Here is a 24,256-nt window from a genome sequence, read left to right as displayed (position 1 = left end):
GGATCGCAGCCCGGTCAGGGGTTGGTTCCAGGTCGGTTCCAGCGCTGTTGGAGGCCGCGAACCGCTGTTTACAGTCGGGGCGGAAGTGGGCTGCGCGCGCCTGAACCGGCGGCCGCCCAACCAATCGAACAAGGACAATGACGATGAATACGAAAGCCCGTACCTGGCGGGTGGTGCTTGGTGGTGCGGCCGCCGGATCAGCGGCAGTCATAGGGTTCACCGGTGCGAGCGCCTCGGCTGAGCCGATCCTGCCTGCGCCGCCGGCGCCTGCCCCCGTCACGGTGACTCAGACGGTCACCGTCACTCCGGCGGCGGCGACGCCGGCCGCCGCCGCGGCAGCTGCCCCTGCGGCAGCACCTGTTGCTCCGACGACTGCGGTCGCACCAGCACCCGCGGCGTCCACCCCGGCGCCGACGGCGGTCGCTTCGCCGGCCACCCCGCCCATCGAGCCCGCAACATCCGGCACCATCGCAGAGTTCTTCAAGGACAAAGGTGTGGCGATGGAGCCGCAGAGAGCAGCCGGTTTCACCGCGCTGAACATCGTGCTTCCGATGCCTTCGGGCTGGAGCGTTGTGCCCGATCCGAACGTCCCGGATGCCTTCGGGGTGATCGCCGACCGGAAGGGCGGTGACGGCCTCCACACGTCCAACGCCCAGTTGCTGGTGTACAAACTGGTGGGAGAATTCGACACCCGGGAGGCCATCAGCCACGGCTTCGTCGACAGCCAGAAGCTGCGGAACTGGCAGTCGACGTCGGCGTCGATGGCCGAATTCGGCGGCTTCCCGTCGTCGATCATCACCGGGACCTACCGCGACAACGACCTGGTGCTCAACACCTCGCGGCGCTACGTCATCGCCACGTCGGGGGCTGACCGGTACCTGCTGTCACTGTCGGTGACCACCGCCGCCAACCAGGCGGTGGCCGCCGCACCGGCCACGGACGGCATCATCAACGGGTTCCGGGTGACCGATCCGGCCGCCAAACCCCCGGCGGCACCCGCGCCGGCAGCCCCAGCCCCGGCAGCCCCAGCCCCGGGAGCCCCAGCCCCGGCCCCAGCGGCCCCGGCCCCGGATCCAGCGGCACCCGCGCCGGCGGCACCGGCTCCTGCCGCACCGCCTCTGACAGCACCGGGCACACCGCCGGTTTCGGCTGCGGTTCCCCCGCCGCCGGTCGACCCGGCCACCGCGGTGACCGCCTCGGTGCCCGCTCCGTAGCGGGGCGCGTCCGGCTCGTATTGTGAGCTGATGGTTGTCGGCGCTGTCATCTGTCTGTGTCTGGCCGCGCTGATCGGCGGCACCGGCCTGTGGACGCTGCGGCGGCCGGCGCCGGTCGATCTGACCGGCGTGGTGATGCGGGCGGTAGCACCCACCCAACTCGCCGCCGGGGTGATGTTTGCCGCCGCCGGGGTCGTCGCACTCACCGCGCCGCACCGGATCGGCCTGATCGCGCTGATCGTCGGGATCATCGGGGCGGTGGCAACCCTCGCCGTCGGATCCTGGCAGGGCGCCCGCTACGTCGAACGCCGGCAAGCCGGCGCCGGTGGCTGTGGCTCGGCGGAGGGCTGCGGCGGCTGCGCCAAAGTGTGCGGTACGGGCTAGTTGCGGCTGAGGTCGACGGGGTGGGTCGCCAGCATCGAGATCGGTAGCGGCTGGCGCCGCAGCACCCGCGACCAGAGGTCCACCCGCGGTTGGACCAGCACGTCAGAAGGCAAAGCGGACAGCACGATCCAGTCGTCACGCTCAATTTCACCCTCGAGTTGGCCGATGGTCCACCCCGAGTACCCGGCGAAGATCCGCACCGCCTCGACCGTCGCGCCGATGATCTCCGGATCGGCGTCGAGATCCACCATGACGATGCGGCCGGCGACGTGTCGCAAACCCTCGACGCCGTCCGGGTCGGCGCCCACCCGCAGGATGCCCAGGCACAGCGCTGCATCGCGTTTGACCGGTCCGCCGATGAACATCGTCTTCGGCTTTGCCACCAGATCGGTCCACTGCGGCAAGACGTTGTAGACGGCGGTCTCGCTGGGCCGGTTCAGCACCACCCCCAAGGTGCCGCCGTCGTTGTGCTCGACGACGTAGATGACGCTGCGCCGGAACGTCGGCTCGAACAGATCGATATTGGCGAGCAGCAGCGACCCGGCCCGCACCCGATTCGCTGCAGGCGCGAGGAAGTCCTCGGGTTCCTCCGACTGCGCCATCTCTCCATCATGGCATGGTCGAGCGGGCCGAACAGGTCCGTCGCGATCGGCGGGTGGGTCGATTTGTACTGTGACTCAGGTGGTGGACGCCCGCGGTTCCGGCTCATCGTCGAGAACAACCCTGTGGCGATCCGTGCGGAGCCTGCCCGACTTCTGGCGGCTGTTGAAACTGCGGGCCGCAAGCCAGTTCGGCGACGGACTGTTTCAGGCGGGGCTGGCCGGGGGTCTGCTGTTCAACCCGGAACGGGCCGCCGACCCATGGGCGGTTGCCGGGGCGTTCGCGGTGCTGTTCCTGCCGTATTCGGTGCTCGGCCCGTTTGCCGGGGCGCTGCTGGACCGGTGGGATCGGCGGCTGGTGCTGATCGTGGCCAACGCCGCGCGGGTGTTCGCCGTCCTCGGGGTGGCCGCGCTGCTGGCCGTCGGTGCGCGGGACTTGTTCGTGCTGGGTGGTGCCCTGATGGTCAACGGCTTCAGCCGCTTCGTCACCTCCGGTTTGAGCGCCGCCCTGCCGGATGTGGTTCCGCGGGATCAGATCGTCACGATGAACGCCGTGGCCACGGCCTCCGGTGCCACCGCCGCCTTCCTCGGTGCGAACTTCATGCTGCTGCCGCGCTGGCTGGCCGGCGACGACGATGCCGCCGCCGCCACCGTGATCGTGCTGGTGGCGATCCCGGTGGCGGTCGCGTTGCTGCTGGCGCTGCGATTCGCCCCGCATGTGCTCGGCCCGGACCGCACCGCGGTGCACGGCTCGCCGCTATACGCGGTGGCCACCGGCTGGACTTACGGCCTGCGTGCGGTGCGCGCCAACCCGTCGGTGGCGGCGACACTGTCCGGGCTGGCCGCCCACCGGATGGTGTTCGGGATCAACTCGCTGCTGGTGCTGGTGATCGTTCGGCAGACCGGGGTAACCGGCTTCGGCGGGCTAGGCACCGTGGTGGTGTTCGTGGCGGCCACCGGTATCGGCGCTTTCCTGGCCAACGTCGTCAACCCGCCGGCGGTGCGGCGGTGGGGCCGCTACCGGACGGCGAACATGGCGCTGGTTTTCGCCGCGGTGGTTCAACTCGCCGCGGCCACCTTGGATCTGCGGGTGATGGTGGCGTGCGGCTTCTTTTTGGGTCTGGCCGGGCAGATGGTCAAACTCTGCGCAGACAGCGCCATGCAGATCGACGTCGACGACGCGTTGCGCGGCCACGTCTTCGCCGTCCAGGACGCGCTGTTCTGGATGTCGTTCATCATCGCGGTGACCGCCGCCGCGGCGGTGATCCCGCCCGACGGCCGCTCGGCGGCGCTGGCGATGGCTGGGTCGTTGGTCTACCTCGGAGGCCTTGCTGTGCACGCCCGGCTGGGTCGGCGCGCGACTTAGGCTGTGCCGTATGTCCCCTGACACCGGCATCGTCGAGTCCCTGGTCGCCGACCTGCGCGCGGAGAGCGACGCCCTCGACGCACTGGTCGACGGTCTGCCTGCCGCGGAATGGGCGCGGCCGACTCCGGCCCCGCGGTGGACCATCGCTCACCAGATCGGGCACCTGCTGTGGACCGACCAGGTGGCGTTGCTGTCGATCACCGACGAGGCGGCCTTCGCCGACCTCGTGGCCGGCGCGCAGCCCCGGATGCTGACGTTCGTCGACGATGCCGCCGAGGAGTTCGCGGCCACCATGGGACCCGAGCGTCTGCTCGCCGACTGGCGCCGCACCCGCGCCCGGTTGCATGCGGCGCTGCGCGCGGTTCCCGAGGGCCGCAAGCTGATGTGGTTCGGCCCGCCGATGAGCGCGCCGTCGATGGCCACCGCCCGGTTGATGGAGACCTGGGCGCACGGCCTGGATGTCGCCGACGCCCTCGGGGTGACGGTGGCACCGACCGCGCGCCTGAAATCCATTGCGCACCTGGGCGTGCGGACTCGGGACTTCGCCTTCAGCGTGCACGGCCTGACCCCGCCCGCCGAGCCGTTCCGGGTGGAGTTGACCGCACCCGACGGTGCGCTGTGGGCGTGGGGCCCCGTGGGTGCCGCCCAGACGGTGACCGGCTCGGCGCTGGACTTCTGCGCGCTGGTCACCCAGCGGCGGCCACCCGCGGATCTGGACGTGATCGCCCACGGGCCTGAGGCCGAGAAGTGGCTGGCCATCGCGCAGGCCTTCGCCGGCCCGCCCGGCCCGGGGCGCTGAACGCGGGGCCCGATGGTCATCGATTCTGCGGTGAGAGCGTGAATTCGGCGGAAAACGCGATCTGGACGCAGAGTCGATGCGCCGGGCGCACCTGTGGCTAGAGAACACCGGCCCGGTCGGCCGACCCGTCCCCGTCGGAGTCCACCAGGGTGGTGTCCCAGCGCCCGTCGCCGTCGGTGTCCACATAGCCTGTTGTCGCTCGGCCGGTCGTCGCATCCACAGATATCGCCCGGTCGGCCTGGCCGTCCCGGTTGACGTCGGCGAACTCCTCAGCCGTGCCGTCGCCGTCGACGTCGCCGACGGGGCCGCTGTGCTCGGCAGCACCGTCGAGGGTGAACCAGCGCAGCGGCGGCGGCGGCGTAGTGCCTGGCCCCAACGCCCAGGTTCCGGTGCCGTCGTCGGTGTAGCGGGCTTCGGGTTCGCCGTCGTCGTCGAGGTCCAGGGCGGCGTAATCGCCCACGCCGTCGCCGTCGTCGTCGCCCATCAGGTCGTCGAACAGGCCGTCACCGTCGAGATCGAGTCCGGCCGGACCCGTCCAGATCGAAGCGGTTCCGTCACCGGCATCCAGGCAGTAGTCCATACCGGATCAGACGGTGCCGCCACCCTTGGCGTTCCACCATGCGAGCAATTCGGCGCGGGCCTCCTCCGGCGAGAGTGGGCCGCGGTCCAGCCGCAACTCCTTGAGGTACTTCCAGGCCTCGCCGACCTGCGGCCCGGCCGGGATGCCGAGGATCGCCATGATCTCGTTGCCGTCCAGGTCAGGGCGCACCCGCGCCAGGTCCTCCTTGGCCTCCAACTCGGCGATGCGGGCCTCGAGGCCGTCGTAGTTGGCCTGCAACCGGGCCGCCCGGCGTTTGTTGCGGGTGGTGCAGTCGGCGCGGACCAGCTTGTGCAGCCTGGGCAGCAGTGGGCCGGCGTCGGTGACGTAGCGGCGCACCGCCGAGTCGGTCCACCGGCCGTCCCCATATCCGTGGAACCGCAGATGCAGGTACACCAGCGCGGATACGTCGTCGACCATCTGCTTGGAGTACTTCAGCGCCCGCATCCGCTTGCGGACCATCTTGGCGCCGACGACCTCGTGGTGGTGGAAGCTCACCCCGCCGTCGGGCTCGTGGCGGCGGGTGCCGGGCTTGCCGATGTCGTGCAGCAGGGCCGCCCAGCGCAAGACCAGATCCGGCAGCTCAGACTGCTCCTCCAACGCGATCGCCTGCCGCAGCACGGTCAGCGAGTGCTGGTAGACGTCCTTGTGCTGATGGTGCTCGTCGATGGCCATCCGCATCGCGCCAACCTCGGGCAGCACCACCTCACCGAGGCCGGTCTGCACCATCAGGTCGATGCCGGCCACCGGGTCGGCACCGAGCAGCATCTTGTCCAACTCCGCGGCCACCCGTTCGACAGTGATCCGGGACAGTTGCGGCGCCATCGCGACGATGGCCTCCCGGACCCGCTCGGCCACCCCGAATTCCAACTGGGAGACGAACCGGGCGGCGCGCAGCATGCGCAGCGGATCGTCACCGAAGGACACCTCCGGGGCGGCCGGGGTGTCGAGGATGCGGCGGCGCACCGCGGCCAGCCCGCCGAGCGGATCGCAGAACTCCCCCGGCCCGTCCGCGGTGATCCGCACGGCCATCGCATTGGCGGTGAAGTCCCGGCGGACCAGGTCGTCCTCGAGCCGATTCCCGAAACGCACCTCGGGGTTGCGGGACACCTGGTCGTAGCTATCGGCCCGGAACGTGGTGATCTCCAGCCGGTGGCCGGACCTGCCCGCCCCGACGGTGCCGAAGTCGATGCCGGTGTCCCACATCGCATCGGCCCACGGCCGGACGATGTGTTGCACTTCGTCGGGCCGCGCGTCGGTAGTGAAGTCCAGATCCGTGGTCAACCGTCCCAGCACCGCGTCGCGCACGCTGCCTCCGACGAGGTACAGATCACGGCCGGCGAGGGCGAACCGGCCACCGATCTCACGGAGCACATGGCCGTGCCGGTTGAGTTCGACGGCGGCGCGGGTCAGCAGCTCGGCGTCGTCGGTGGCTTCGGGCACGTCCAACGAGCCTAGTGCTCCGCACCGGCGTCCCGACCGGCGAGTGCGGCCACGGTCGGGCCGGTCGCGGCGGCTACTATCGCTTGGGTGTCGGAGGGCGAAGCGGCCAAACCACGACGGCGTCGAGGCCGACGTCGCGGGCGCCGTGCCGGTTCTGCCCCGAAGCCCGAGCAGACCGCGGCAACCACCGACAATCCGGCCCCACAGCCGCCGGCGCCCCAGGACCGACCCCAGGATCGACCCCCGGATCCTGCCCGGCCGCGGCGGCGCTCGTCGACGCGGCTGCGCACCGTCCACGAAACCTCCGCCGGCGGATTGGTGATCGACGGCCTCGACCGGCCCCGCGAGGAGCAGGTGGCCGCGCTGATCGGGCGGGTCGACCGGCGCGGACGGATGCTGTGGTCGCTGCCCAAGGGGCATATCGAACAAGGCGAAACCCCCGAGCAGACCGCCATCCGGGAGGTCGCCGAAGAGACCGGCATCCACGGCCATGTGGTGGCCGCGTTGGGCAGTATCGACTACTGGTTCGTCACTGAGGGACGGCGGGTTCATAAGACCGTTCACCACTATCTGCTGCGGTTCTCCGGCGGGCAGTTGTGCGACGAGGATCTCGAGGTCACCGAGGTGGCTTGGGTGCCGGTGACCGAACTGCCCCACCGGCTCGCCTACTCCGACGAACGCCGGCTGGCCACCGTGGCCCATGAGCTGATCGAGTTGCTGCAGTCCGACGGACCCGCAGCGCTGCCACCGCTGCCCGCATCGGCGCCGCGCCGCCACCCACAGACCCACTCCCACACCCGCGACCGCCCGCGCCGCAACGAGGCCACCGGCGAGCGTCGGTCGAACGGCTCCGGTCCGGGGGCGTGAGGGTGCACCAGCGGCGGGCCTGGATCGCCGCCCTTCTCGGGCTTCTCGCCGCACTGTTGTTCTCCCCGCTGGCGCCCACCGTGGCCGCTGAACCAACTCCGTCGGAGTTCGTGCGGGTCCGGCTCGACAGCGTCACCCCCGACGTGGTGACCACCTCCAGTGAACCCACCATCACGGTGACCGGGACGGTGACCAACGTCGGGGATCGTCCGGTCCGGGAGGTGCTGGCCCGGTTGGAGCGCAGCGCGCGGGTGCAGTACTCGTCTGCGTTACGCACCACGCTCGACGCCGGCGGCCAATTCAACCCGGTCGGCGAATTCGTTACCGTCGCAGCCGAACTCGACCGCGGGCAGGCCGCTGGGTTCAGCTTTTCGGTGCCCCTGCGCGCGGCGCAGGGGCCGTCGCTGGGCATCGATAACCCGGGCGTGTACCCGATGCTGATCAACGTCAACGGCACCCCCGATTACGGCGAGGCGGCGCGGCTGGACGCGGCGCGCTTCCTGTTGCCGGTGACCGGCGTTCCCACAGATCCGAGCACCGCCACCGGCAACACCCTGACCGACACGGTACCTCCCGACACGACCAAACCGGTGGCGGTGACGATGCTGTGGCCGCTGGCCGACAAACCCCGGCTGGCCCCCGGTGTCCCGGGCGGCACTACTCCGGTCCGCCTGATGAACGACGACCTGGCGGTGTCGCTGGCCGCCGGCGGCCGACTCGACACCCTGCTGGGAGCCGCGGAGTTCGCCACCAGCCCCGGCGCGATCGACCCGGGCACCGGTGTCGACCGAGCACTGTGCCTGGCCGTGGACCCCGACCTGCTCGTCACGGTCAACGCCATGACCGCCGGCTACGTGGTGGCCGACGCGCCGAATGGGCTCGGCACCGCTGCCCACCCGGGTACCGGGCAGGCCGCCGCCGCGGCGTGGCTGGACCGGCTGCGCGGGGTGGCCCGCCGGATGTGTGTAATCGCCACCCCGTACGCCCAGGCCGACCTGGGGGCGTTGAACCGGATCAGCGACCCGGCGCTGAATGCGGCGGCGACCACCGCGGCCGCTGACATCGTCGACAAGATCCTCGGGATCGCCTCGGTCCGTGGGGGCACCGTCCTCGGTGACGGTGCGCTGACCGCCGCCGCTGCCAGCCTGCTGGGAATGATGGAACCGACCGTCGCGATCGCCGCCGCCGACACCGCCGGCGCCGACGCGGTCACCGCCGATCTGACCGTGCGCCGGCTTTCCGCTTCGGTTGTGCTGGCGCCCTTCGACCCCGCCGTCGGCGCCGCGTTGGCCGGCGTCGGCACCGACCCGGCGGTGCCGGCCTACCTTGACGACGGCCTGGCCGTACCCGTAGACACCGACTCCCCCGTCGCCCGCCGCCAGGACGCCATCGCCGCGATGCTGTGGCGCGCGTTGCAACCGGACGCCGGACCGCGCAATCAGATCCTGCTACCGCCGCTGAAGTGGAGCCCGCAACCCGACGACGCCCGGGCGATGCTCAGCGCGCTGGCCCACACCGTCCGCGCCGGATTGGCCACACCTCGGCCGCTGGCCGCCCTGATCTCGGAATCCCGGCTGATCCTGGACACCACCGGCAACGGCCAGTCGCTGCCGGCCGATCTGCCCACCGACGTGCCGGGCCGGATCGACGACGACGTCATCGACTCCATCCGCGCGGCTGCCGGCCGGCAGGGCGCGCTCACCTCCACGCTGAGCACCGACCCCCGCACCGGCCTCAGCGGCCTGCAGTACACCGCCCCGCTGCGGGAAGACATGCTGCGGGCGTTGAGTCAGACCGAGCCGCCGGCAACCCGCAATGAGCTTGCTCGCCAACGGCTTGCGGTCGTTGCGGCCACCATCGAGAACCTCTTCCGGGCGGTCTCGATCGTCAACCCGGGTGACTCTTACACCCTGGCCACCGAGCGCAGTGCGCTGCCGTTGGCGGTGCGCAACGACCTGTCGGTGCCCATCCGGGTGCGGTTGCAGTTCGACGTCCCACCCGGGATGACGGTGACCGACATCGGTGAACAGGAGGTGCCGCCGGGCTACCTGCCGCTGCGGGTTCCGGTCGAACTGCACGTCACCCAGCGCGTCGCCGTCGACGTGACGCTGCGTACCGCGGACGGTCTGCAACTGGGCGACCCGGTACGTCTGTCGGTGCACTCCAACGCCTACGGCAAGCTGTTGTTCGCCATCACGCTGACCGGCGCGGCGGTGCTCGCGCTGCTGGTCGGGCGCCGGCTCTACCACCGCTTCCGCGGTCAGCCCGACCGGGCCGACCTCGACCGGCCCCGAACGCCGACCGGACCCGGTGGCATGGGAATGGGTCGATGAGCCAGCCGGGTGCAGACACCGGAACCCGGCCGGAGCGCGAAGAACTGTCCGACTCCGCGGTGGTGTCCCGGTCCTGGGGCATGGCGCTTGCCACGTTGGTCAGCCGGATCACCGGCTTCATCCGGATCGTGCTGCTGGCCGCCCTGCTCGGTGCAGCGCTGTCCAGTGCCTTCACGGTGGCCAATCAGCTCCCGAACTTGATCGCCGCGCTGGTCTTGGAGGCCACCTTCACCGCGATCTTCGTGCCGGTGCTGGCCCGCGCCGAACGTGATGACCCCGACGGCGGGGAGGCCTTCGTCCGCCGTCTGGTCACGCTGGCGACCACCCTGCTGCTGCTGGCGACCGTGGTGTCGGTGGCCGCCGCCCCGCTGCTGGTGCGGCTGATGCTCGGCGGTGACCCGAAGGTGAACCAGTCGCTGACCATAGCGTTTGCCTACCTGTTGCTGCCGCAGGTCATCTTCTACGGCCTGACGTCGGTGTTCATGGCAATCCTGAACAACCGCAACGTGTTCGGGCCGCCGGCTTGGGCGCCGGTGCTCAACAACGTCGTCGCCATCGCCACCCTCGGGCTCTACCTGCTGGTGCCCGGTGAACTGTCGGTCGACCCGGTGCGGATGGGTAACGCCAAACTGCTGGTGTTGGGCATCGGAACGACCCTGGGTGTCGTCGCGCAAGCCGCGGTGTTGCTGATCGCCATCCGCCGGGAGCGGATCAGCCTGCGGCCGCTGTGGGGAATCGACGACCGGCTCAAACGATTCGGCACGATGGCCGCCGCAATGGTGCTGTACGTGTTGATCAGCCAGGTCGGTCTGGTGGTGGGCAACCAGATCGCCAGTACCGCAGCGGCATCCGGCCCGGCGATCTACACCTACACCTGGCTGGTGCTGCAACTGCCGTTCGGGATGATCGGCGTGACGATCCTGACCGTGGTGATGCCGCGACTGAGCCGCAACGCCGCCGCCAACGACAACCCCGCCGTACTCGCCGATCTATCGCTGGCCACCCGCCTCACCATGGTGACGCTGATCCCGGTGGTGGCATTCATGAGCGTCGCGGGACCGGCGATCGGCAGCGCGCTGTTCGCCTACGGCAAGTTCGGCCAAGTCGACGCCAACTACCTCGGTGTCGCGATCGCGCTGTCATCGTTCACCCTCATCCCTTACGCCCTGGTGCTGCTGCAGTTGCGGGTGTTCTACGCCCGCGACGACCCATGGACACCGATCCTGATGATCCTGGCGATCACCGCGGTGAAGATCGTGGCCTCACTGCTGGCCCCGCATCTGACCGACGACCCCGAGCTGGTCGCGGGCTACCTGGGTACCGCAAACGGCATCGGCTTCGTTGCCGGGGCGCTGCTGGGTCATCTGCTGCTGCGCCGATCGCTGCGACCGCCGGACGGACGGCTGCTGGATCGCTCCGTACGACGCACCATGCTGGTCACCGCCGCGGCGGCGGCGGCGGCCGCCCTGGTCGCGGTCGGCGCGGACCGGCTGCTGGGACTGCAGCAGCTCACCGACCGCGGCGGCGGCGCCGGCTCGATGGTGCGGCTGGGCATCCTGGCCGCGGTCATGGCGCCGGTGCTGGCCGGGCTGATGGTGGCCGGCCGGGTGCCCGACGCCCTCGCCGGGTGGGCGGTGGTCCGCCGGCGAATCCTGCGGCGTGGTGTCACCGTCGACGCTGCGCCACTTGACTCACAGCTGCCCCATAAGCAACGTCTGGTCCCGTACCCTGATCCCGAGGCGCACGTCGCCGATCCGACGCGGAAAGGACCGGAGCTGAGCGATCAAGGCACGCCCGCCGGCCCGCCCGGCGACGCGACGGCGAAGATTCCCCGCCAGCGCGCCGACGAGTTCCAGCCCGACGTCCCGGGACGCGCCGCCGCTGAGCAGACCGCCCGACCCGAACCGGCCGCGGACGCTCTGCCGCTCGGCCCCGGGGCCACCGTCGCGGGCGGGCGCTACCGGCTACTGGTATTCCACGGCGGTCCGGCCGGTCTGCAGTTCTGGCAGGCGTTGGACACCGCCCTGGACCGTCAGGTGGCGTTGACATTCATCGACCCCGCTCGCACCATGCCGGCCGAACAGATCGAGCAGATCCTCACCCGCACACAACAACTCAGCCGTGTGCAGCGACCCGGACTGGCGCGGGTTCTCGATGTCACGCCGATCGACAACGGCAGCGGACTCGTCGTCTCGGAATGGATCCGCGGCGGGTCGCTGAAAGAGGTTGCCGCAACGTCACCGTCGGCCGTCGGGGGCGCGCGGGCGATGCAGTCGCTGGCTGCAGCGGCTGACGAGGCACACCGGGCCGGGGCAGCACTGTCGGTGGACCACCCGGCGCGGATCCGGGTCAGCATCGACGGGGACGTCGCGCTGGCCTTCCCGGCCACCATGCCCGAGGCCACCGCGGCTGAGGATGTCCGTGGGATCGGCGCGGCGCTCTACGCCCTGCTGGTCGACAGGTGGCCGCTTCCGGAGACCGGCGCCCCGAGCGGTCTGCCGCCGGCCGAGGCGGATCCGTCCGGGCAGCCGATCGAGCCCCGCTCCCTCAACAACGCGATCCCCTTCCAGATCAGCGCCGCCGCGGTGCGGGCGCTGGAACCGGGCGGCGGGATCAGCAGCGCGCCGACACTGTTGCATTTACTGCAGCAGGCCACCGGCGCCGCGGAACGAACGCAGCGGGTGGTGCCTGCCGCGCAGCAGAGCGCACCTGCGCAGAGCAGGGCAGCAGGGCCGGCTCCGCAGCGGCCGCCGCCACCCCCCGACCCAGTCCAGCCGCGCGAGGTCCAGCCGCGCGAGGTCCAGCCGCGCGAGGTCCGGCCGCGGGAGGATGGCCCCGCCGCGCAGGCCGTGCGCCGACGCCGTCTAATGATCGGCATCGGCGTCGGCACTGCGATCCTGGCGACGGCCCTGATTGTGCTCGGGACATTCCTCAGCCGGATTTTCGGTGAGGTCGACAGCGAACTCGAAGGCGAACAGCTGGGCTTGAACACCACGACCACCGCGGCCCAGGAAAGCACTGGGCGGATGGTCGAACCGGTCGCCGCCACGGTGTTTTCGCCCGGCGGCGAAACCGATGCGCCCAACCTCGCCGGCCTGGCCATCGACGGTGATCCGGCGACGGTGTGGCCAACGGACACCTACACCGACGCCGTCCCGTTCCCGGCCTTCAAGAGCGGGGTCGGGCTCATACTGCAGTTACCTGAGCCGATCGTGGTCGGCAGTGTGACGATGGGCATCTCCAGCACTGGAACGCAGGTGCAGATCCGGTCGGCCTCCTCCGCCAACCCGGACAACCTGGACGCCACCACGCTGCTGACCGGGCCGACACTGCTCAAACCGGGCACCAACACCATCTCGGTGCCCAGTGCCGAGCCCACCTCCTATGTTCTGGTGTGGATCTCGACGCTGGGGCAGGTCGGCGGCCTGAGCAGGACCGACATCTCCGAGATCACCGTGCGGGCCGCCCCGTCCTGAGCCTGACGGCCGGGTGAAGTGCCGGCGCGGCGCGGGCTCATTACTGTCCGCGCCATGCCCGGCCATTCCGCGTTCAGCTCCGCGGAGCTTCGCAGCGACGGTGAATTGTTGTGCGCCCACGTCGCCGGTGACCGCTATGCCTTCGAGGAACTGTTCCGCCGCCACAGCGCCCAGTTGTACCGGGTGGCCCGCCGGTGCAGCAGCACCGCCGAGGACGCCCGGGACGCTGTTCAGGATGCGATGCTCTCCGCGCACCGCGCGGCCGGGTCGTTCCGCCATGACGCCCCGGTCAGCGGCTGGCTGTGTCGGATCGTGCTCAATGCCTGTCGGGATAGACTGCGCCGCAACGCGATTCGGCCGACAGTGGCCCTCATCCCGGACGCCTGCCCACCGGTAGCCGACCACACCGGACAACTCGACACCGCTCTCCTGGTTCGGCAGGCACTGCTGCGACTGCCCGCCGCCCAACGCGAGGCGGTACTGACCGTCGATATGCACGGCTATTCGGTGGCCGATGCCGCCGCGCTGCTCGATATCGCCGAGGGCACGGTCAAGAGCCGCTGTGCCCGCGCGCGGGCCAGGCTGGCCGTACTGCTCGCTGCCCGCGACGGCATCCCGGCACGCTGAGAGGCGGGCACACTGGGGGGGTGGAGTCCCCGCACTCACGGCACACCGTGACCGGGTGGTCGCGTCGCAGCGCACCGACGCACGCCGACCGGCCACCGGTGGCGCTACGCCGGCTGTTGGTCACCGCGGTCGGTGTTGCCGCGGTGCTGGTCGCGGCGGGACTCGGCGCGGCGGCCTGCCTGAGTTCGCTGGAACCGACTCGCAGCGCACCGACCAGCGCCAGCCAGATCACCGTCACACCCGACCCCGACACGCTGGACCCCAACACACCGGACCCCAACACACCGGACCCGAACACAACCGGGGCGGCAACCCCTTGATGCGCGGCCGGGAACAGCCCCGCCTACCCTGTTGTTTGAGCAAATGTCACAACAGGCGCGGCGAACCCGTGTCGGCAATGTGCGCAGAAAGGGCGGGGTATGACCGACGAGACCTTGCATGACGTCATCGTGATCGGATCGGGGCCGGCCGGCTACACCGCGGCCATCTACACCGCACGCGCCCAACTGAAGCCTCTGGTCTTCGAAGGCACCGCCTTCGGCGGTGCGCTGATGACCACCACCGAGGTGGAGAACTACCCGGGATTCCGGTCCGGCATCACCGGGCCGGAGTTGATGGACGAAATGCGCGAACAGGCACTGCGCTTCGGCGCCGACCTGCAGATGGAAGACGTCGAGTCGGTGTCGCTGGCGGGCCCGGTCAAAAAGGTCGTCACCGCCGGCGGGCAGACCCACCTGGCCCGTGCGGTCATTCTGGCCATGGGTGCGGCGCCGCGTTATCTCGGTGTCCCCGGTGAACAGGAACTGCTCGGCCGCGGGGTCAGTTCGTGCGCCACCTGCGACGGATTCTTTTTCAAGGAGCAGGACATCGCCGTGATCGGCGGCGGCGACTCGGCCATGGAGGAAGCCACCTTCCTGACCCGGTTCGCCCGCAGCGTCACCCTCATCCACCGCCGCGAGGAATTCCGGGCCTCCAGGATCATGCTGGAGAGGGCCCGCACCAACGACAAGATCACCTTCCTGACCAACACCACCGTCGTCGCCGTGGAGGGCGACAGTACGGTGACCGGGCTGCGGGTTCGCAACGTGATCACCGATGAGGAATCCACCCTCCCGGTGACCGGTGTCTTCATCGCCGTCGGCCACGACCCGCGCTCAGAACTGGTTCGCGACTCCGTGGAGGTCGACGCGGAGGGCTACGTACTGACCCGGGGCCGAGCCACCGCCACCTCCGTGCCTGGCGTCTTCGCTGCCGGGGATCTGGTGGACCACACCTATCGGCAGGCCATCACCGCAGCCGGTAGCGGCTGCGCGGCCGCGATCGACGCCGAACGGTGGCTCGTCGAGGCCGGCACCGAGGCGGGCACCGCCGAGATGATCGGAGCGCAGTAATGGGAACCCTGGCTGTATCCGATGCCAGCTTCGCCGACGACGTCCTCGCCAGCCCCACCCCGGTGCTGGTCGATTTCTGGGCTGCCTGGTGCGGACCGTGCAAGATGATCGCCCCCGTCTTGGAAGAGATCGCCACGGAGAAGGCGGGTGCGTTGACGGTGGCCAAGGTCGACGTCGATGCCAATCCGTCGACCGCCCGTGATTTCCAGGTGGTGTCCATCCCCACCCTGATCCTGTTCAAAGGCGGTAAACCGGTGAAACGAATCGTCGGGGCCAAAGGCAAGGCTGCGTTGCTACGAGAGCTGGCTGACATCCTTTAACCGACCATTGCGGCTATGCCGCCGGAGACGAATTCGTTACCGGTGGTGCGCCTCGACGGTTTCCGCAATGGGCGGTTCTTCTGCGAGAATGCCTGTCATGTCCAGTCCCGGTGCCGGCCCCGGCGACGGCGCCTCCTGGCGAGCCGCGTCCGCCGACCTTCTCCGTCACGGTGACCGTGGTGGCGCGGTGATGGAGATTCGTGCCGCGCTCGCCGCGCTGGGATTACTGGCGAATCCCGACGAGGACCTGACCACCGGCAAGCAGGTGGCACCGGATTTCTTCGATGACGACCTCGATCACGCCGTTCGGGCGTTCCAGCAGCGGCGCGGTCTGCTGGTCGACGGGATCGTCGGCCCTGCCACCTACCGGGCGTTGCGCGAGGCCTCCTACCGGCTGGGCGCGCGGACCCTGGCCCACCAATTCGGCGCGCCGATGTACGGCGACGATGTCGCAACCCTGCAGGCGCGATTGCAGGACCTCGGTTTCTACCACGCCCTCGTCGACGGCTACTTCGGCCTGCAGACTCACAACGCGCTGATGTCCTACCAGCGGGAGTACGGGTTGGCGCCGGACGGCATCTGCGGCCCGGAAACGTTGCGCTCCTTGTATTTTCTCGGCTCACGGGTGACCGGCGGTTCACTGCACGCGATCCGCGAGGAAGAGCACGTCCGGCTTTCTGGTCCCCGGCTGTCCGGCAAGCGGATCATCATCGACCCGGGCCGCGGCGGCACCGACCACGGCTTGATCGTCAACGGCACGCAGGGTCCGATCAGCGAGGCCGACATCCTCTGGGATCTAGCCAGCCGGCTGGAAGGCCGGATGACGGCCATCGGTATGGAGACCTTCCTGTCCCGGCCGGTCAATCACAGCCCGGCTGACGCCGAACGGGCCGCCACCGCCAACACCGTCGGTGCTGATCTGATGATCAGCCTTCGGTTCGAGCGGCAGGCGAGCCCGTCCGCCAGCGGCGTTTCCTGCTTCTACTTCGGCAGCCCGCACGGCTCGGTGTCCACGATCGGACGCAACCTCGCCGACTTCATTCAGCGAGAGTTGGTGGCGCGCATCGGTTTACGGGATTGCCGGACACATGGACGCACCTGGGACCTGTTACGTCTGACCCGGATGCCGACGGTCCAGGTGGACGTCGGCTACATCACCAACCCGCACGACAGCACCATGCTCGCGACCCGCGAGGTCCGTGATGGGATCGCCGAGGGCATTCTCGCCGCGGTGAAGCGGTTGTACCTACTCGGCAAGAACGACCGGCCGACCGGAACCTTCACGTTCGCCGAACTGCTGGCCCACGAACAATCCGTGGACCACGATCGGCCGGCGGTCTGACCGCCTAAACTTGATCGGTGTGGCGTTGACCGAGGTTCGGCCTTGGTGGCGGGACGCTGATTGCTGAGCCGCTGGCCGGTGAGCACTTTGTCCGCCTGGAGTGCGTGTCGACTCCTAGGGTTAGATCGTGCCCCGGCCGGTTCGGTGAGGTCACTTGTAGCGCTGATGGGGTGTCGTGCCTAGTTGAGCACTGATCCATTAGGTCGCCGCCGGGTGTCCTCGGGCTCGCCGAAAAGGTTCGTGGGCAACGGAATTCCAGGAGGTGGCATGGATGATCTTCGTCGGCGATGACTGGGCCGAAGACCATCACGACGTGTATCTGATGGATGAGGCCGGCACCCGGCTGGCCGCTCGGCGGCTGCCCGAGGGGATGACCGGACCACCGCCGCTGTTCATGTCATCGCTGAGCTCAACGATCAGATCGCCGAGCTCGAGACCGCGCTGGAGACGCACCCGGACGCCGACATCTACCGCTCCCTGCCAGGACTTGGTGTTGTGCTCGGCGCCTGGGTGCTCGGTGAGTTCGGGGACGACCCGAACCGCTACACCAGCGCCAAGTCTCGCAAGAACTGCGCCGGAACCTCACCCTTGACCGTCGCCTCGGGCAAGAAACGCGCCGTGCTGGCCCGCCAACGTGCGCAACCGACGCCTCTACGACGCGATCGACCAATGGGCCTTTTGCGCCCTGACCAACAGCCCTGGCGCCCGCGCCTTCTACGACGCCCACCGCGCCGCCGGCGACACCCACCACCAGGCCTTACGCGCCCTGGGTAACCGTCTCGTCGGCATCCTGCACGGGCCGCCTACGCCACCGCACCCACTACGACGAACACAAAGCCTGGGCCCACCGCGCTGCCGCGGCAGCTTGACGCCTTACAACCCTGGGGTATCTAACCGGCAGACCCCACCGGTTGGGTGCTCTCCAGCCGCGTGCTTTCCAACAGCCGCTCCAGCGCCGCCTCGACCTCGGCCTTCCAGCCCAGACCCCGGTCGAGTTCGAGGCGCAGGCGGGGGAAGTATCGGTGCGGCGCCACCACGGTGAAACCCGCGTCGAGAAGGAATTCGGTGTCGATCATGCACTGGTCGAAGGAACAGTCGCCCAGCGCCCGGATCGCCGGCGCCAGTTCGGGGTCGACGATTCCGTCCCCGGCGAGCAATTCCGCGGACTGCGCGGTCCGGCCGAACGCCTCCAGTGCCCGCACCCCGCGCCGAACCAACTCGCTGACGACTTGGCCGATCAGCAGCGAGTTGAGCCCGTCGGGTTGACCGGGCTCAACTCCCATCGATGTCAGCAGCACAGCGTCCGCCCCGACCGGGCCGGTGGGAAACCGATGCGCTCGCGGCACCGCCCGTGGCGGCGCGTAGAGCACATAGCCCCGGCACGGTTCATCGGAAGCGGCCGGGTCGTCTGTTGCCGGAGTAGCGACCTGTCCGCATGACCCCCACTCCAGCATGACCATCGACAGCCATGCCTCCTTCTCGAACTCGGGGTCGGGCAGGTAGTCCTCACCGTCGAGGGTCTGCGGATCCACCTCCCAAAAGACGCAGCGGCGGGCGTGTTTGGGCAACTGCTCGAACCCTTCGAGCCGCAACGGCCTGATCTGAACCGACACCCAGTCTCCCGGTCTTCCCCCGGTCTTCCCCGGGTTTTTTCGCAGCGCAGACGCGCCCGCCAGTCTCAGGATAGGAGAGGCGGGGGATCACCGGCCAGTATTGACCTCCGGCGCCCGCGGTCCTCCCAGCCGTCGAGCGAAATCGGCTGGCGCACTTGGAGATTGAAAATCCAGACCGGCACAGTGGCGACTGCCGTGCCCGGTATTGTCACTGTGACGTAACGGTCGGTTGTCCCGGGTTGGTGCTACCGCACCCGAGAAGAGTCCATCAGGGCGACGATCCGCTGGAGGTCGTCCACTGAGCCGAACTCAACGACGATCTTGCCTTTGCGCTTACCGAGACTGACCGTGACCCGGGTGTCATAGGTGCTCGACAGTCGCTCGGCGACGTCCTGCAGACCGGGCATCTGGATAGGCTTGCGGCGTTTGGGGCCCGCCGGCTTCTCCCCTGCCCGGTTGGCCAGTGTGACCGCCTCCTCGGTGGCCCGTACCGACAGGCCCTCGGCGACGATCCGGGCGGCAAGTTCCTCCTGCACCTCGGGCCCGCCCTCCAGTGCCAGCAGAGCCCGGGCGTGGCCAGCCGACAGAACTCCGGCCGCTACCCGGCGCTGTACCGGGATCGGCAACCGAAGCAGACGGATCGTGTTGGTGATCACTGGGCGCGACCGGCCGATGCGCCCGGCGAGTTCCTCATGCGTGACATCGAACTCGTCGAGCAACTGCTGATAGGCGGCCGCCTCTTCCAACGGATTCAGTTGGGCCCGGTGGATGTTCTCGAGCAGGGCGTCCCGCAGTAGGTCATCGTCGGCGGTCTCCCGGACGATCGCCGGGATCGCGGTCAGGCCGGCCTGCTGGGCTGCGCGCCAGCGCCGCTCCCCCATCACCAGTTGATACCGGCCGCCGCCGACCTGGCGTACCACGATCGGCTGCATCAGCCCGAATTCGCGAATCGAGTGAACCAGCTCGGCGAGGGCCTCCTCGTCGAAGACCTGGCGGGGCTGGCGAGGGTTCGGCTCGATCTGGGTGGGGTCGATCTCGCGGTAGACCGCGCCGATGTTCTCGGCCTCGCCGCTGGCCTCCCCGATGGCGGCCGTTCCGCCGATGACGACATCGGCCGCCGCGTCGCCCAACCGCGGACCGCCGTCGGCGGGGCCGGTCGGAATAAGGGATGCCAGTCCGCGGCCGAGGCCACCCCGGCGCCGTGAGGGCTGCGTCATGCTGTTCTCCGTTACTGGCGGTTGGCGAGTTCGCGGCTGGCGTCCAGATAACTCATCGCCCCCCGCGATCCCGGATCGTAGTCGATGATGGTCATGCTGTACCCGGGCGCTTCGGACACCTTCACGCTGCGCGGAATCACTGTCTCGAGCACCTTGTCCCCGAAGTAGCGGCGCACTTCCGCGGCAACCTGATCGGCGAGCTTGGTCCTTCCGTCGTACATCGTCAGCAGCACGGTGGATACATTCAGCGCCGGGTTGAGGTGCGCCTTGACCATCTCGATGTTCTTCATCAATTGTGAGACGCCCTCGAGGGCGTAGTACTCGCACTGGATGGGGATCAGGACCTCCGGCGCCGCGACCAAGGCGTTGAGGGTGAGCAGTCCCAGCGATGGCGGGCAGTCGATGAAGACATAGTCGAAGTCCAACTCGTCGAGATCGGCCAGCGCATTGCGAAGGCGGTTCTCCCGCGCCACCATGCTGACGAGTTCGATCTCTGCTCCCGCAAGGTCGATAGTCGCCGGCACACAGAACAGCCGATCACTGTGCGGACTCTGCTGGATGGCCGCGCGGACCGGGATCTCCCCGAGTAGGACCTCGTAGGAGGAAGGCGTGCCGGACGGCCGGTCGGTGATACCCAAGGCGGTACTGGCATTGCCCTGGGGATCGAGGTCGATCACCAGTGTCTTGAGTTCCTGAACGGCCATTGCCGCCGCCAGATTGACCGCGGTCGTGGTCTTGCCGACGCCACCCTTCTGGTTGGCGACGGTGAAGACTCGACGTCGGGCCGGCTTCGGCAACTGCCCGGCCGAGGTGTGCAACACCCGCATCGCCCGTTCGGCAGCCGCCCCGATCGGGGTGTCGGCCTCCGGCCATGTTTCACGTGAAACAGCGCCATCTCCGAAGGACTGTGTCATGGTGATCTCCTTTCCGGTGGGCGGTCACGCCGACGGGCCTTCGATCTGGTCGGGGCCGCTCGGCCCCCCTGCACCGCCACCACTACGGTGGCGGCGGGGTTCAGATAGCGCGATCCACATCTCACCACTTCGACACCCCGGGCGCCTAACCGTGCCATTGCCGGCCCATGTTCGGCGACCTCTGCCTCGGCCCGCTCTCCTTTGAGAGCCAGCATCCGGCCGTCGGGCCGCAGCAGCGGCAGACTCCACCGGGTCAGCTTGACCAAGTCGGCCACCGCGCGAGACACGACCGCGTCGGCACCTGCGGCGACGTCCCGAACCGCACGGTCCTCGGCGCGGCCCCGCACGACAGTGACCGCCAGGCCGAGTGCGTCAACCGCCTCGGTGAGGAAGTCGGTGCGCCGCAACATCGGCTCCACGAGCACCGCAGCAAGGTCTGGGCGCGCGATCGCCAGCGGCAGGCCGGGCAACCCCGCCCCGCTGCCGACATCAACCACTCGGGCGTCCGGTTCAATCAACTCGGCCACCGCAGCACAGTTAAGGATGTGGCGGTCCCAGATCCGATCGACCTCGCGCGGACCGATCAGACCCCGCTCGACACCGGGTCCGGCAAGCAGATCCGCATAGTGTCGGGCGAGGTCAAGACGCGGCCCGAATATCTCCGAAGCAATCTCCGGCGGGTCGGGGGCGGCATGTTTCACGTGAAACATCCTCCCGCCGCTTAACTACATGGATGTAACTTCAGTCCTTGAGAACGACGACGCGACGCGAGGGCTCAACGCCCTCGCTCTCGCTGTGCACACCGTCGACTCCGGCGACCGCGTCGTGGACGATCTTGCGCTCGAAGGGGGTCATCGGCGCCAGTTCCTCGCGCTGCCCGCTCTCCAGCACCCGGCGGGCAACCTTCTCCCCCAGCGCCGAGAGGTCGTCGCGCCGGCGCCGACGCCAACCCGCGATGTCCAACATCAACCGGCTGCGTTCGCCGGTCTTCTGCAACACGGCCAGTCGCGTGAGTTCCTGCAACGCATCGAGCACCTCGCCGCGGCGCCCGACCAGTTTGGTCAGATCCCCGCCGCCGTCGATGCTGACCACCGCACGATCGCCTTCGACGTCGAGGTCGATGTCGCCGTCGAAATCCAACAGGTCGAGCAGTTCTTCCAGATAATCGCCGGCGACCTCGCCCTCGGCGACCAGTCGCTCCTCCAGGTCGGTGCTCGTACGCACCGGTGCGGCAGCGGTGTCCTCCTCGCCGACATCCCCCTCGTGGTGCTGCGCCTCGGTTTCCGTCATCATCATCTCTCCTTGTCCGGTCATCAACCCGGTCATCTCTTACGTTTCTTGGGGCGGCCAGCCGGGCGCGCACCGGGCCGTGGCGTTCGCGTCGCCGTCGCCCCGCCCCCCTTGGCGGTGGACGCCGATTGCCCGCCGTTCACCGACTCCGCGCCGTTCGCCGACGCCGCGGCAGCCTCACCGTCGAGTTCGGCGGCGGCCATATCGGCGACAGCTGCTGCCTTGGTCTTGTTCTTATTCGGCTTGGCTCCCGGCGCCGGGGCATTGGAGGCCCGGCGGGCCAGCGCCTCCTCTTTGGCCGCCTCCTCCTCGCGTTCGATCTTGCCGAACACGAGATGCTGCTGAGCGAACGTCCAGATGTTGTTGGACACCCAGTAAATGATGATGGCGATAGGCAGGAACGGCCCACCCACGACAACACCGAGCGGGAAGACGTAGAGCGCGAGCTTGTTCATGATCGCGGTCTGCGGGTTGGCGGCGGCTTCCGGGCTCTGCCGCGAGATGGAGGCGCGGCTGTTGAAATACGTCGCGATCCCGGCCAGAATCATCAGCGGAACCGAGACCGCCGCCACCGCCGGCCGGCTGAACTCGGTGAAGGCCGCCAGGCCGTGCTGCTGGGTGATCGACGCGCCGATCGGCGCACGAAAGAGATTGGCCTCCAGGAAGTGTCCGACGTCGGCGGCGCTGAAGAAGTAGTTGGGCAGCCGACGGTTCTCCTCCACCGACAATCCGAGGCGGCCGAAGCCGGACTGGGTCCGGTTGAACGACATCAGGACGTGGTAGAGCCCGAGGAACACCGGCACCTGCGCCAGCATCGGTAGGCAGCCGAGGATCGGGTTGAAGTCGTGTTCCTTCTGGAGTTTCTGGATCTCCAGTGCCATCCGCTGGCGGTCCTTGCCGTATTTCTTCTGCACCGCCTTGATTTGGGGTTGCAGTTCCTGCATCTTGCGGGTGGTGCGGATCTGCTTCACGAACGGCCGATACAACACGGCGCGCAGGGTGAACACCAGGAACATCACCGACAGTGCCCAGGTGAAAAAGTTGCTCGGCCCCAGTAGCGCGCCGAACAGCTTGTACCAGAGCCACATGATCCCCGACACCGGGTAGTACACGTAGTCGAGGCTGAACCAGTTAAACATGTGCGCTCCTGACCTTCCCGTTCGGAGGAACCCGTTCGGGTATCGGATCCCATCCACCGCGGTGCCACGGACCGCACTTGACCAACCGGACGACACTCAACCAACCGCCGCGGAGCAGTCCGTATTCGGTAAGTGCGTCTACGGCGTAGTGGCTGCAGGTGGGCATGAACCGACACGAAGGCAGCCGTAACGGCGACACCATGTGCCGGTAACCCTGGATCACCGCGATCACCAGGCGCGCCATCCGGCTGGTACCGGTGCTGCGGTCGTTCATCGGGGTCGTTCCATGAGGGTATGCGCGCGGTCAACGCCGCAGCGCAGTTGATGTTGAAGCCGCGCGGATCGCGCCTCGCGGCTACTCGGCAGGGCCCGCACCACGATCCGGTCCGCCGGGTCGAGGTCGGCCAGAATGGTGCGCGCGGCGTGCCGCAGTCTTCTGGCCACCCGGTGTCGATCGACCGCACCACCAACGGATTTGGCGACGATCAAACCGATGTGCGGTTCGGAGCCTGAGGGCGCCCGGTAGGCGTGCACCACGAGATCGGACTGCGGTGCACGCACCCCGCACCTGACGGTGCGGGTGAACTCTGCAGACCGTGTCATCCGGTTACGAGCCGGCAGCACTGGTTCGCCGACCGGTCGGTCAGGCAGTCAGCGAGCGACGGCCCTTGCGCCGCCGGCCGGTCACGATGGCACGCCCGGCGCGGGTTCGCATCCGCAGCCGGAAACCGTGCACCCGGGCCCGGCGCCGGTTATTCGGCTGGAAGGTGCGTTTGCCCTTGGCCACGGCGGTCTCTCCTCGTCACATCTGCGGCGAACGGACGATGCGGCCGCAGCCGCGGTGCCCGTTGCTGAAATCGGTACGAACCGGCGCGGTCCCGGAAATCCGGTCGCTGCCGTGTCACCCGCGGTTGGGCGACCCTGCCGAGGGTACTGAGGTTCCCTTGGACTGGTCAAACCGCCCCCGATTCGATCGCGGCGTGTCCTGTGGATAAATCCGCACGAATGTGTTGGCAGGGTGATCGAAACCTGTTAGCTTCTGCCAGAGCGGTAAGTCGGCAGGCCGTTTGACGACTGTGCTGCACACGATGCTTACTACCCATACGTTGTACCCATACGCTGCGGCGCTGAGAACACTCCAAAGCTGTGCACACCTGTTAATAAATGTTGTGGACAGGATGCTCGGCACTTCCTCCGTCGCGGCGTCAGATGAGCCAGGGGGATCTGTCGTTGACTGAGGATCCCGGCACCGGGTTCGCATCGGTATGGACGTCGGTGGTGGCCGAGCTTAACGGTGACGGGGACTGGTCCGGTGACAGCACCA

At 68.8% G+C, this 24,256-nt stretch carries 23 protein-coding genes and 2 pseudogenes; 13 read left to right on the top strand and 12 right to left on the bottom strand.

Features of this window, described 5'->3' with window-relative positions:
- Window positions 1-143 precede the first annotated feature (143 nt).
- The gene (locus ADBZ5N_RS04955; protein WP_526256373.1) at window positions 144-1,214 is read left to right on the top strand and encodes an LpqN/LpqT family lipoprotein; all 1,071 of its coding nucleotides are present in this window, start codon (window positions 144-146) and stop codon (window positions 1,212-1,214) included.
- Between the two features lie 30 nt (window positions 1,215-1,244).
- Entirely contained in the window at window positions 1,245-1,598 is a 354-nt protein-coding gene (locus tag ADBZ5N_RS04950) for a hypothetical protein (RefSeq protein ID WP_526256372.1), read from the top strand.
- Here ADBZ5N_RS04950 and ADBZ5N_RS04945 read toward each other — a convergent pair.
- The gene (locus tag ADBZ5N_RS04945) at window positions 1,595-2,200 is read right to left on the bottom strand and encodes a YqgE/AlgH family protein (RefSeq protein ID WP_526256371.1); all 606 of its coding nucleotides are present in this window, start codon (window positions 2,198-2,200) and stop codon (window positions 1,595-1,597) included. The genes ADBZ5N_RS04950 and ADBZ5N_RS04945 overlap by 4 nt on opposite strands.
- 79 nt (window positions 2,201-2,279) lie before the next feature.
- Between ADBZ5N_RS04945 and ADBZ5N_RS04940 the strand changes: the two genes are divergently transcribed.
- A complete protein-coding gene (locus tag ADBZ5N_RS04940; RefSeq protein WP_526256370.1) occupies window positions 2,280-3,563 on the top strand; it encodes an MFS transporter in 1,284 nt (427 codons plus the stop codon).
- Window positions 3,564-3,573: 10 nt separating this feature from the next.
- Window positions 3,574-4,362, top strand: coding sequence for a TIGR03084 family metal-binding protein (locus ADBZ5N_RS04935; protein WP_526256369.1), 789 nt, complete (start codon window positions 3,574-3,576; stop codon window positions 4,360-4,362).
- Window positions 4,363-4,459: 97 nt separating this feature from the next.
- On the opposite strand, the gene ADBZ5N_RS04930 is transcribed toward ADBZ5N_RS04935, so the two are convergent.
- Both ADBZ5N_RS04930 and ADBZ5N_RS04925 read right to left on the bottom strand, forming a co-directional pair.
- Window positions 4,460-4,942: a pullulanase gene (locus ADBZ5N_RS04930; RefSeq protein ID WP_526256368.1), complete on the bottom strand. Its 483-nt coding sequence runs from the start codon at window positions 4,940-4,942 to the stop codon at window positions 4,460-4,462.
- Between the two features lie 6 nt (window positions 4,943-4,948).
- Window positions 4,949-6,403 (bottom strand): CCA tRNA nucleotidyltransferase, encoded by a 1,455-nt coding sequence (locus tag ADBZ5N_RS04925; RefSeq protein WP_526256367.1) that lies wholly within the window; start codon window positions 6,401-6,403, stop codon window positions 4,949-4,951.
- A gap of 87 nt (window positions 6,404-6,490) precedes the next feature.
- On the opposite strand from ADBZ5N_RS04925, the gene ADBZ5N_RS04920 reads away from it, so the two are divergent.
- From ADBZ5N_RS04920 to ADBZ5N_RS04880, 9 genes and pseudogenes are all read left to right on the top strand, one after another.
- A complete protein-coding gene (locus ADBZ5N_RS04920) occupies window positions 6,491-7,270 on the top strand; it encodes an NUDIX hydrolase (RefSeq protein WP_526256366.1) in 780 nt (259 codons plus the stop codon).
- Window positions 7,267-9,603 (top strand): hypothetical protein, encoded by a 2,337-nt coding sequence (locus tag ADBZ5N_RS04915; RefSeq protein WP_526256365.1) that lies wholly within the window; start codon window positions 7,267-7,269, stop codon window positions 9,601-9,603. Before ADBZ5N_RS04920 ends, ADBZ5N_RS04915 begins: the two co-directional genes overlap by 4 nt.
- Window positions 9,600-13,079: a murein biosynthesis integral membrane protein MurJ gene (murJ, locus tag ADBZ5N_RS04910; RefSeq protein WP_526256364.1), complete on the top strand. Its 3,480-nt coding sequence runs from the start codon at window positions 9,600-9,602 to the stop codon at window positions 13,077-13,079. Before ADBZ5N_RS04915 ends, murJ begins: the two co-directional genes overlap by 4 nt.
- 54 nt (window positions 13,080-13,133) lie before the next feature.
- Window positions 13,134-13,706, top strand: a complete 573-nt coding sequence (gene sigM / locus ADBZ5N_RS04905) for an RNA polymerase sigma factor SigM (protein ID WP_526256363.1) — start codon at window positions 13,134-13,136, stop codon at window positions 13,704-13,706.
- 20 nt (window positions 13,707-13,726) lie between these two features.
- Window positions 13,727-14,026, top strand: coding sequence for a hypothetical protein (locus ADBZ5N_RS04900; RefSeq protein ID WP_526256362.1), 300 nt, complete (start codon window positions 13,727-13,729; stop codon window positions 14,024-14,026).
- Between the two features lie 99 nt (window positions 14,027-14,125).
- Window positions 14,126-15,097, top strand: a complete 972-nt coding sequence (trxB, locus tag ADBZ5N_RS04895) for a thioredoxin-disulfide reductase (protein ID WP_526256361.1) — start codon at window positions 14,126-14,128, stop codon at window positions 15,095-15,097.
- Window positions 15,097-15,417, top strand: a complete 321-nt coding sequence (trxA, locus tag ADBZ5N_RS04890) for a thioredoxin (RefSeq protein ID WP_526256360.1) — start codon at window positions 15,097-15,099, stop codon at window positions 15,415-15,417. Before trxB ends, trxA begins: the two co-directional genes overlap by 1 nt.
- Before the next feature lie 97 nt (window positions 15,418-15,514).
- Window positions 15,515-16,759, top strand: a complete 1,245-nt coding sequence (locus ADBZ5N_RS04885; protein WP_526256359.1) for an N-acetylmuramoyl-L-alanine amidase — start codon at window positions 15,515-15,517, stop codon at window positions 16,757-16,759.
- A gap of 378 nt (window positions 16,760-17,137) precedes the next feature.
- A pseudogene (locus ADBZ5N_RS04880) lies at window positions 17,138-17,628 on the top strand (transposase); the annotation flags it as partial.
- A gap of 21 nt (window positions 17,629-17,649) precedes the next feature.
- Here the strand turns inward: ADBZ5N_RS04880 and ADBZ5N_RS04875 are convergent.
- The 9 genes and pseudogenes from ADBZ5N_RS04875 to rpmH all read right to left on the bottom strand — a co-directional run bounded on the left by ADBZ5N_RS04875 (window position 17,650) and on the right by rpmH (window position 23,719).
- Window positions 17,650-18,372: an acetyltransferase gene (locus tag ADBZ5N_RS04875; RefSeq protein ID WP_526256358.1), complete on the bottom strand. Its 723-nt coding sequence runs from the start codon at window positions 18,370-18,372 to the stop codon at window positions 17,650-17,652.
- A 245-nt stretch (window positions 18,373-18,617) separates the two neighbouring features.
- On the bottom strand, window positions 18,618-19,589 hold the full coding sequence (locus tag ADBZ5N_RS04870) for a ParB/RepB/Spo0J family partition protein (RefSeq protein ID WP_526256357.1): 972 nt from the start codon (window positions 19,587-19,589) through the stop codon (window positions 18,618-18,620).
- Between the two features lie 11 nt (window positions 19,590-19,600).
- Window positions 19,601-20,503 carry a ParA family protein gene (locus ADBZ5N_RS04865; protein ID WP_526256356.1) on the bottom strand — a complete coding sequence of 301 codons (903 nt, stop codon included), beginning with the start codon at window positions 20,501-20,503 and terminating at the stop codon, window positions 19,601-19,603.
- Window positions 20,500-21,204 (bottom strand): 16S rRNA (guanine(527)-N(7))-methyltransferase RsmG, encoded by a 705-nt coding sequence (rsmG, locus tag ADBZ5N_RS04860; protein WP_526256355.1) that lies wholly within the window; start codon window positions 21,202-21,204, stop codon window positions 20,500-20,502. The genes ADBZ5N_RS04865 and rsmG overlap by 4 nt, the downstream gene beginning before the upstream one ends.
- 40 nt (window positions 21,205-21,244) lie before the next feature.
- Window positions 21,245-21,793, bottom strand: coding sequence for a Jag family protein (locus ADBZ5N_RS04855; RefSeq protein ID WP_526256354.1), 549 nt, complete (start codon window positions 21,791-21,793; stop codon window positions 21,245-21,247).
- A 32-nt stretch (window positions 21,794-21,825) separates the two neighbouring features.
- The gene (gene yidC / locus ADBZ5N_RS04850) at window positions 21,826-22,932 is read right to left on the bottom strand and encodes a membrane protein insertase YidC (RefSeq protein WP_526256353.1); all 1,107 of its coding nucleotides are present in this window, start codon (window positions 22,930-22,932) and stop codon (window positions 21,826-21,828) included.
- A 34-nt stretch (window positions 22,933-22,966) separates the two neighbouring features.
- Window positions 22,967-23,206 (bottom strand): annotated as a pseudogene (gene yidD / locus ADBZ5N_RS04845) (membrane protein insertion efficiency factor YidD); the annotation flags it as partial.
- On the bottom strand, window positions 23,203-23,556 hold the full coding sequence (gene rnpA, locus ADBZ5N_RS04840) for a ribonuclease P protein component (RefSeq protein WP_526256352.1): 354 nt from the start codon (window positions 23,554-23,556) through the stop codon (window positions 23,203-23,205). The gene rnpA and the pseudogene yidD, both read right to left, overlap by 4 nt.
- Window positions 23,557-23,575: 19 nt before the next feature.
- Complete coding sequence (gene rpmH / locus ADBZ5N_RS04835) at window positions 23,576-23,719, bottom strand: 50S ribosomal protein L34 (protein WP_005142265.1); 144 nt, start codon at window positions 23,717-23,719, stop codon at window positions 23,576-23,578.
- Between the last annotated feature and the right edge of the window lie 537 nt (window positions 23,720-24,256).

Origin of the sequence: Mycobacterium sp. (assembly GCF_044370595.1) — a bacterium.
Taxonomy (GTDB): Bacteria; Actinomycetota; Actinomycetes; order Mycobacteriales; family Mycobacteriaceae; genus Mycobacterium.
This window is presented reverse-complemented; position numbering and strand designations above follow the sequence as displayed.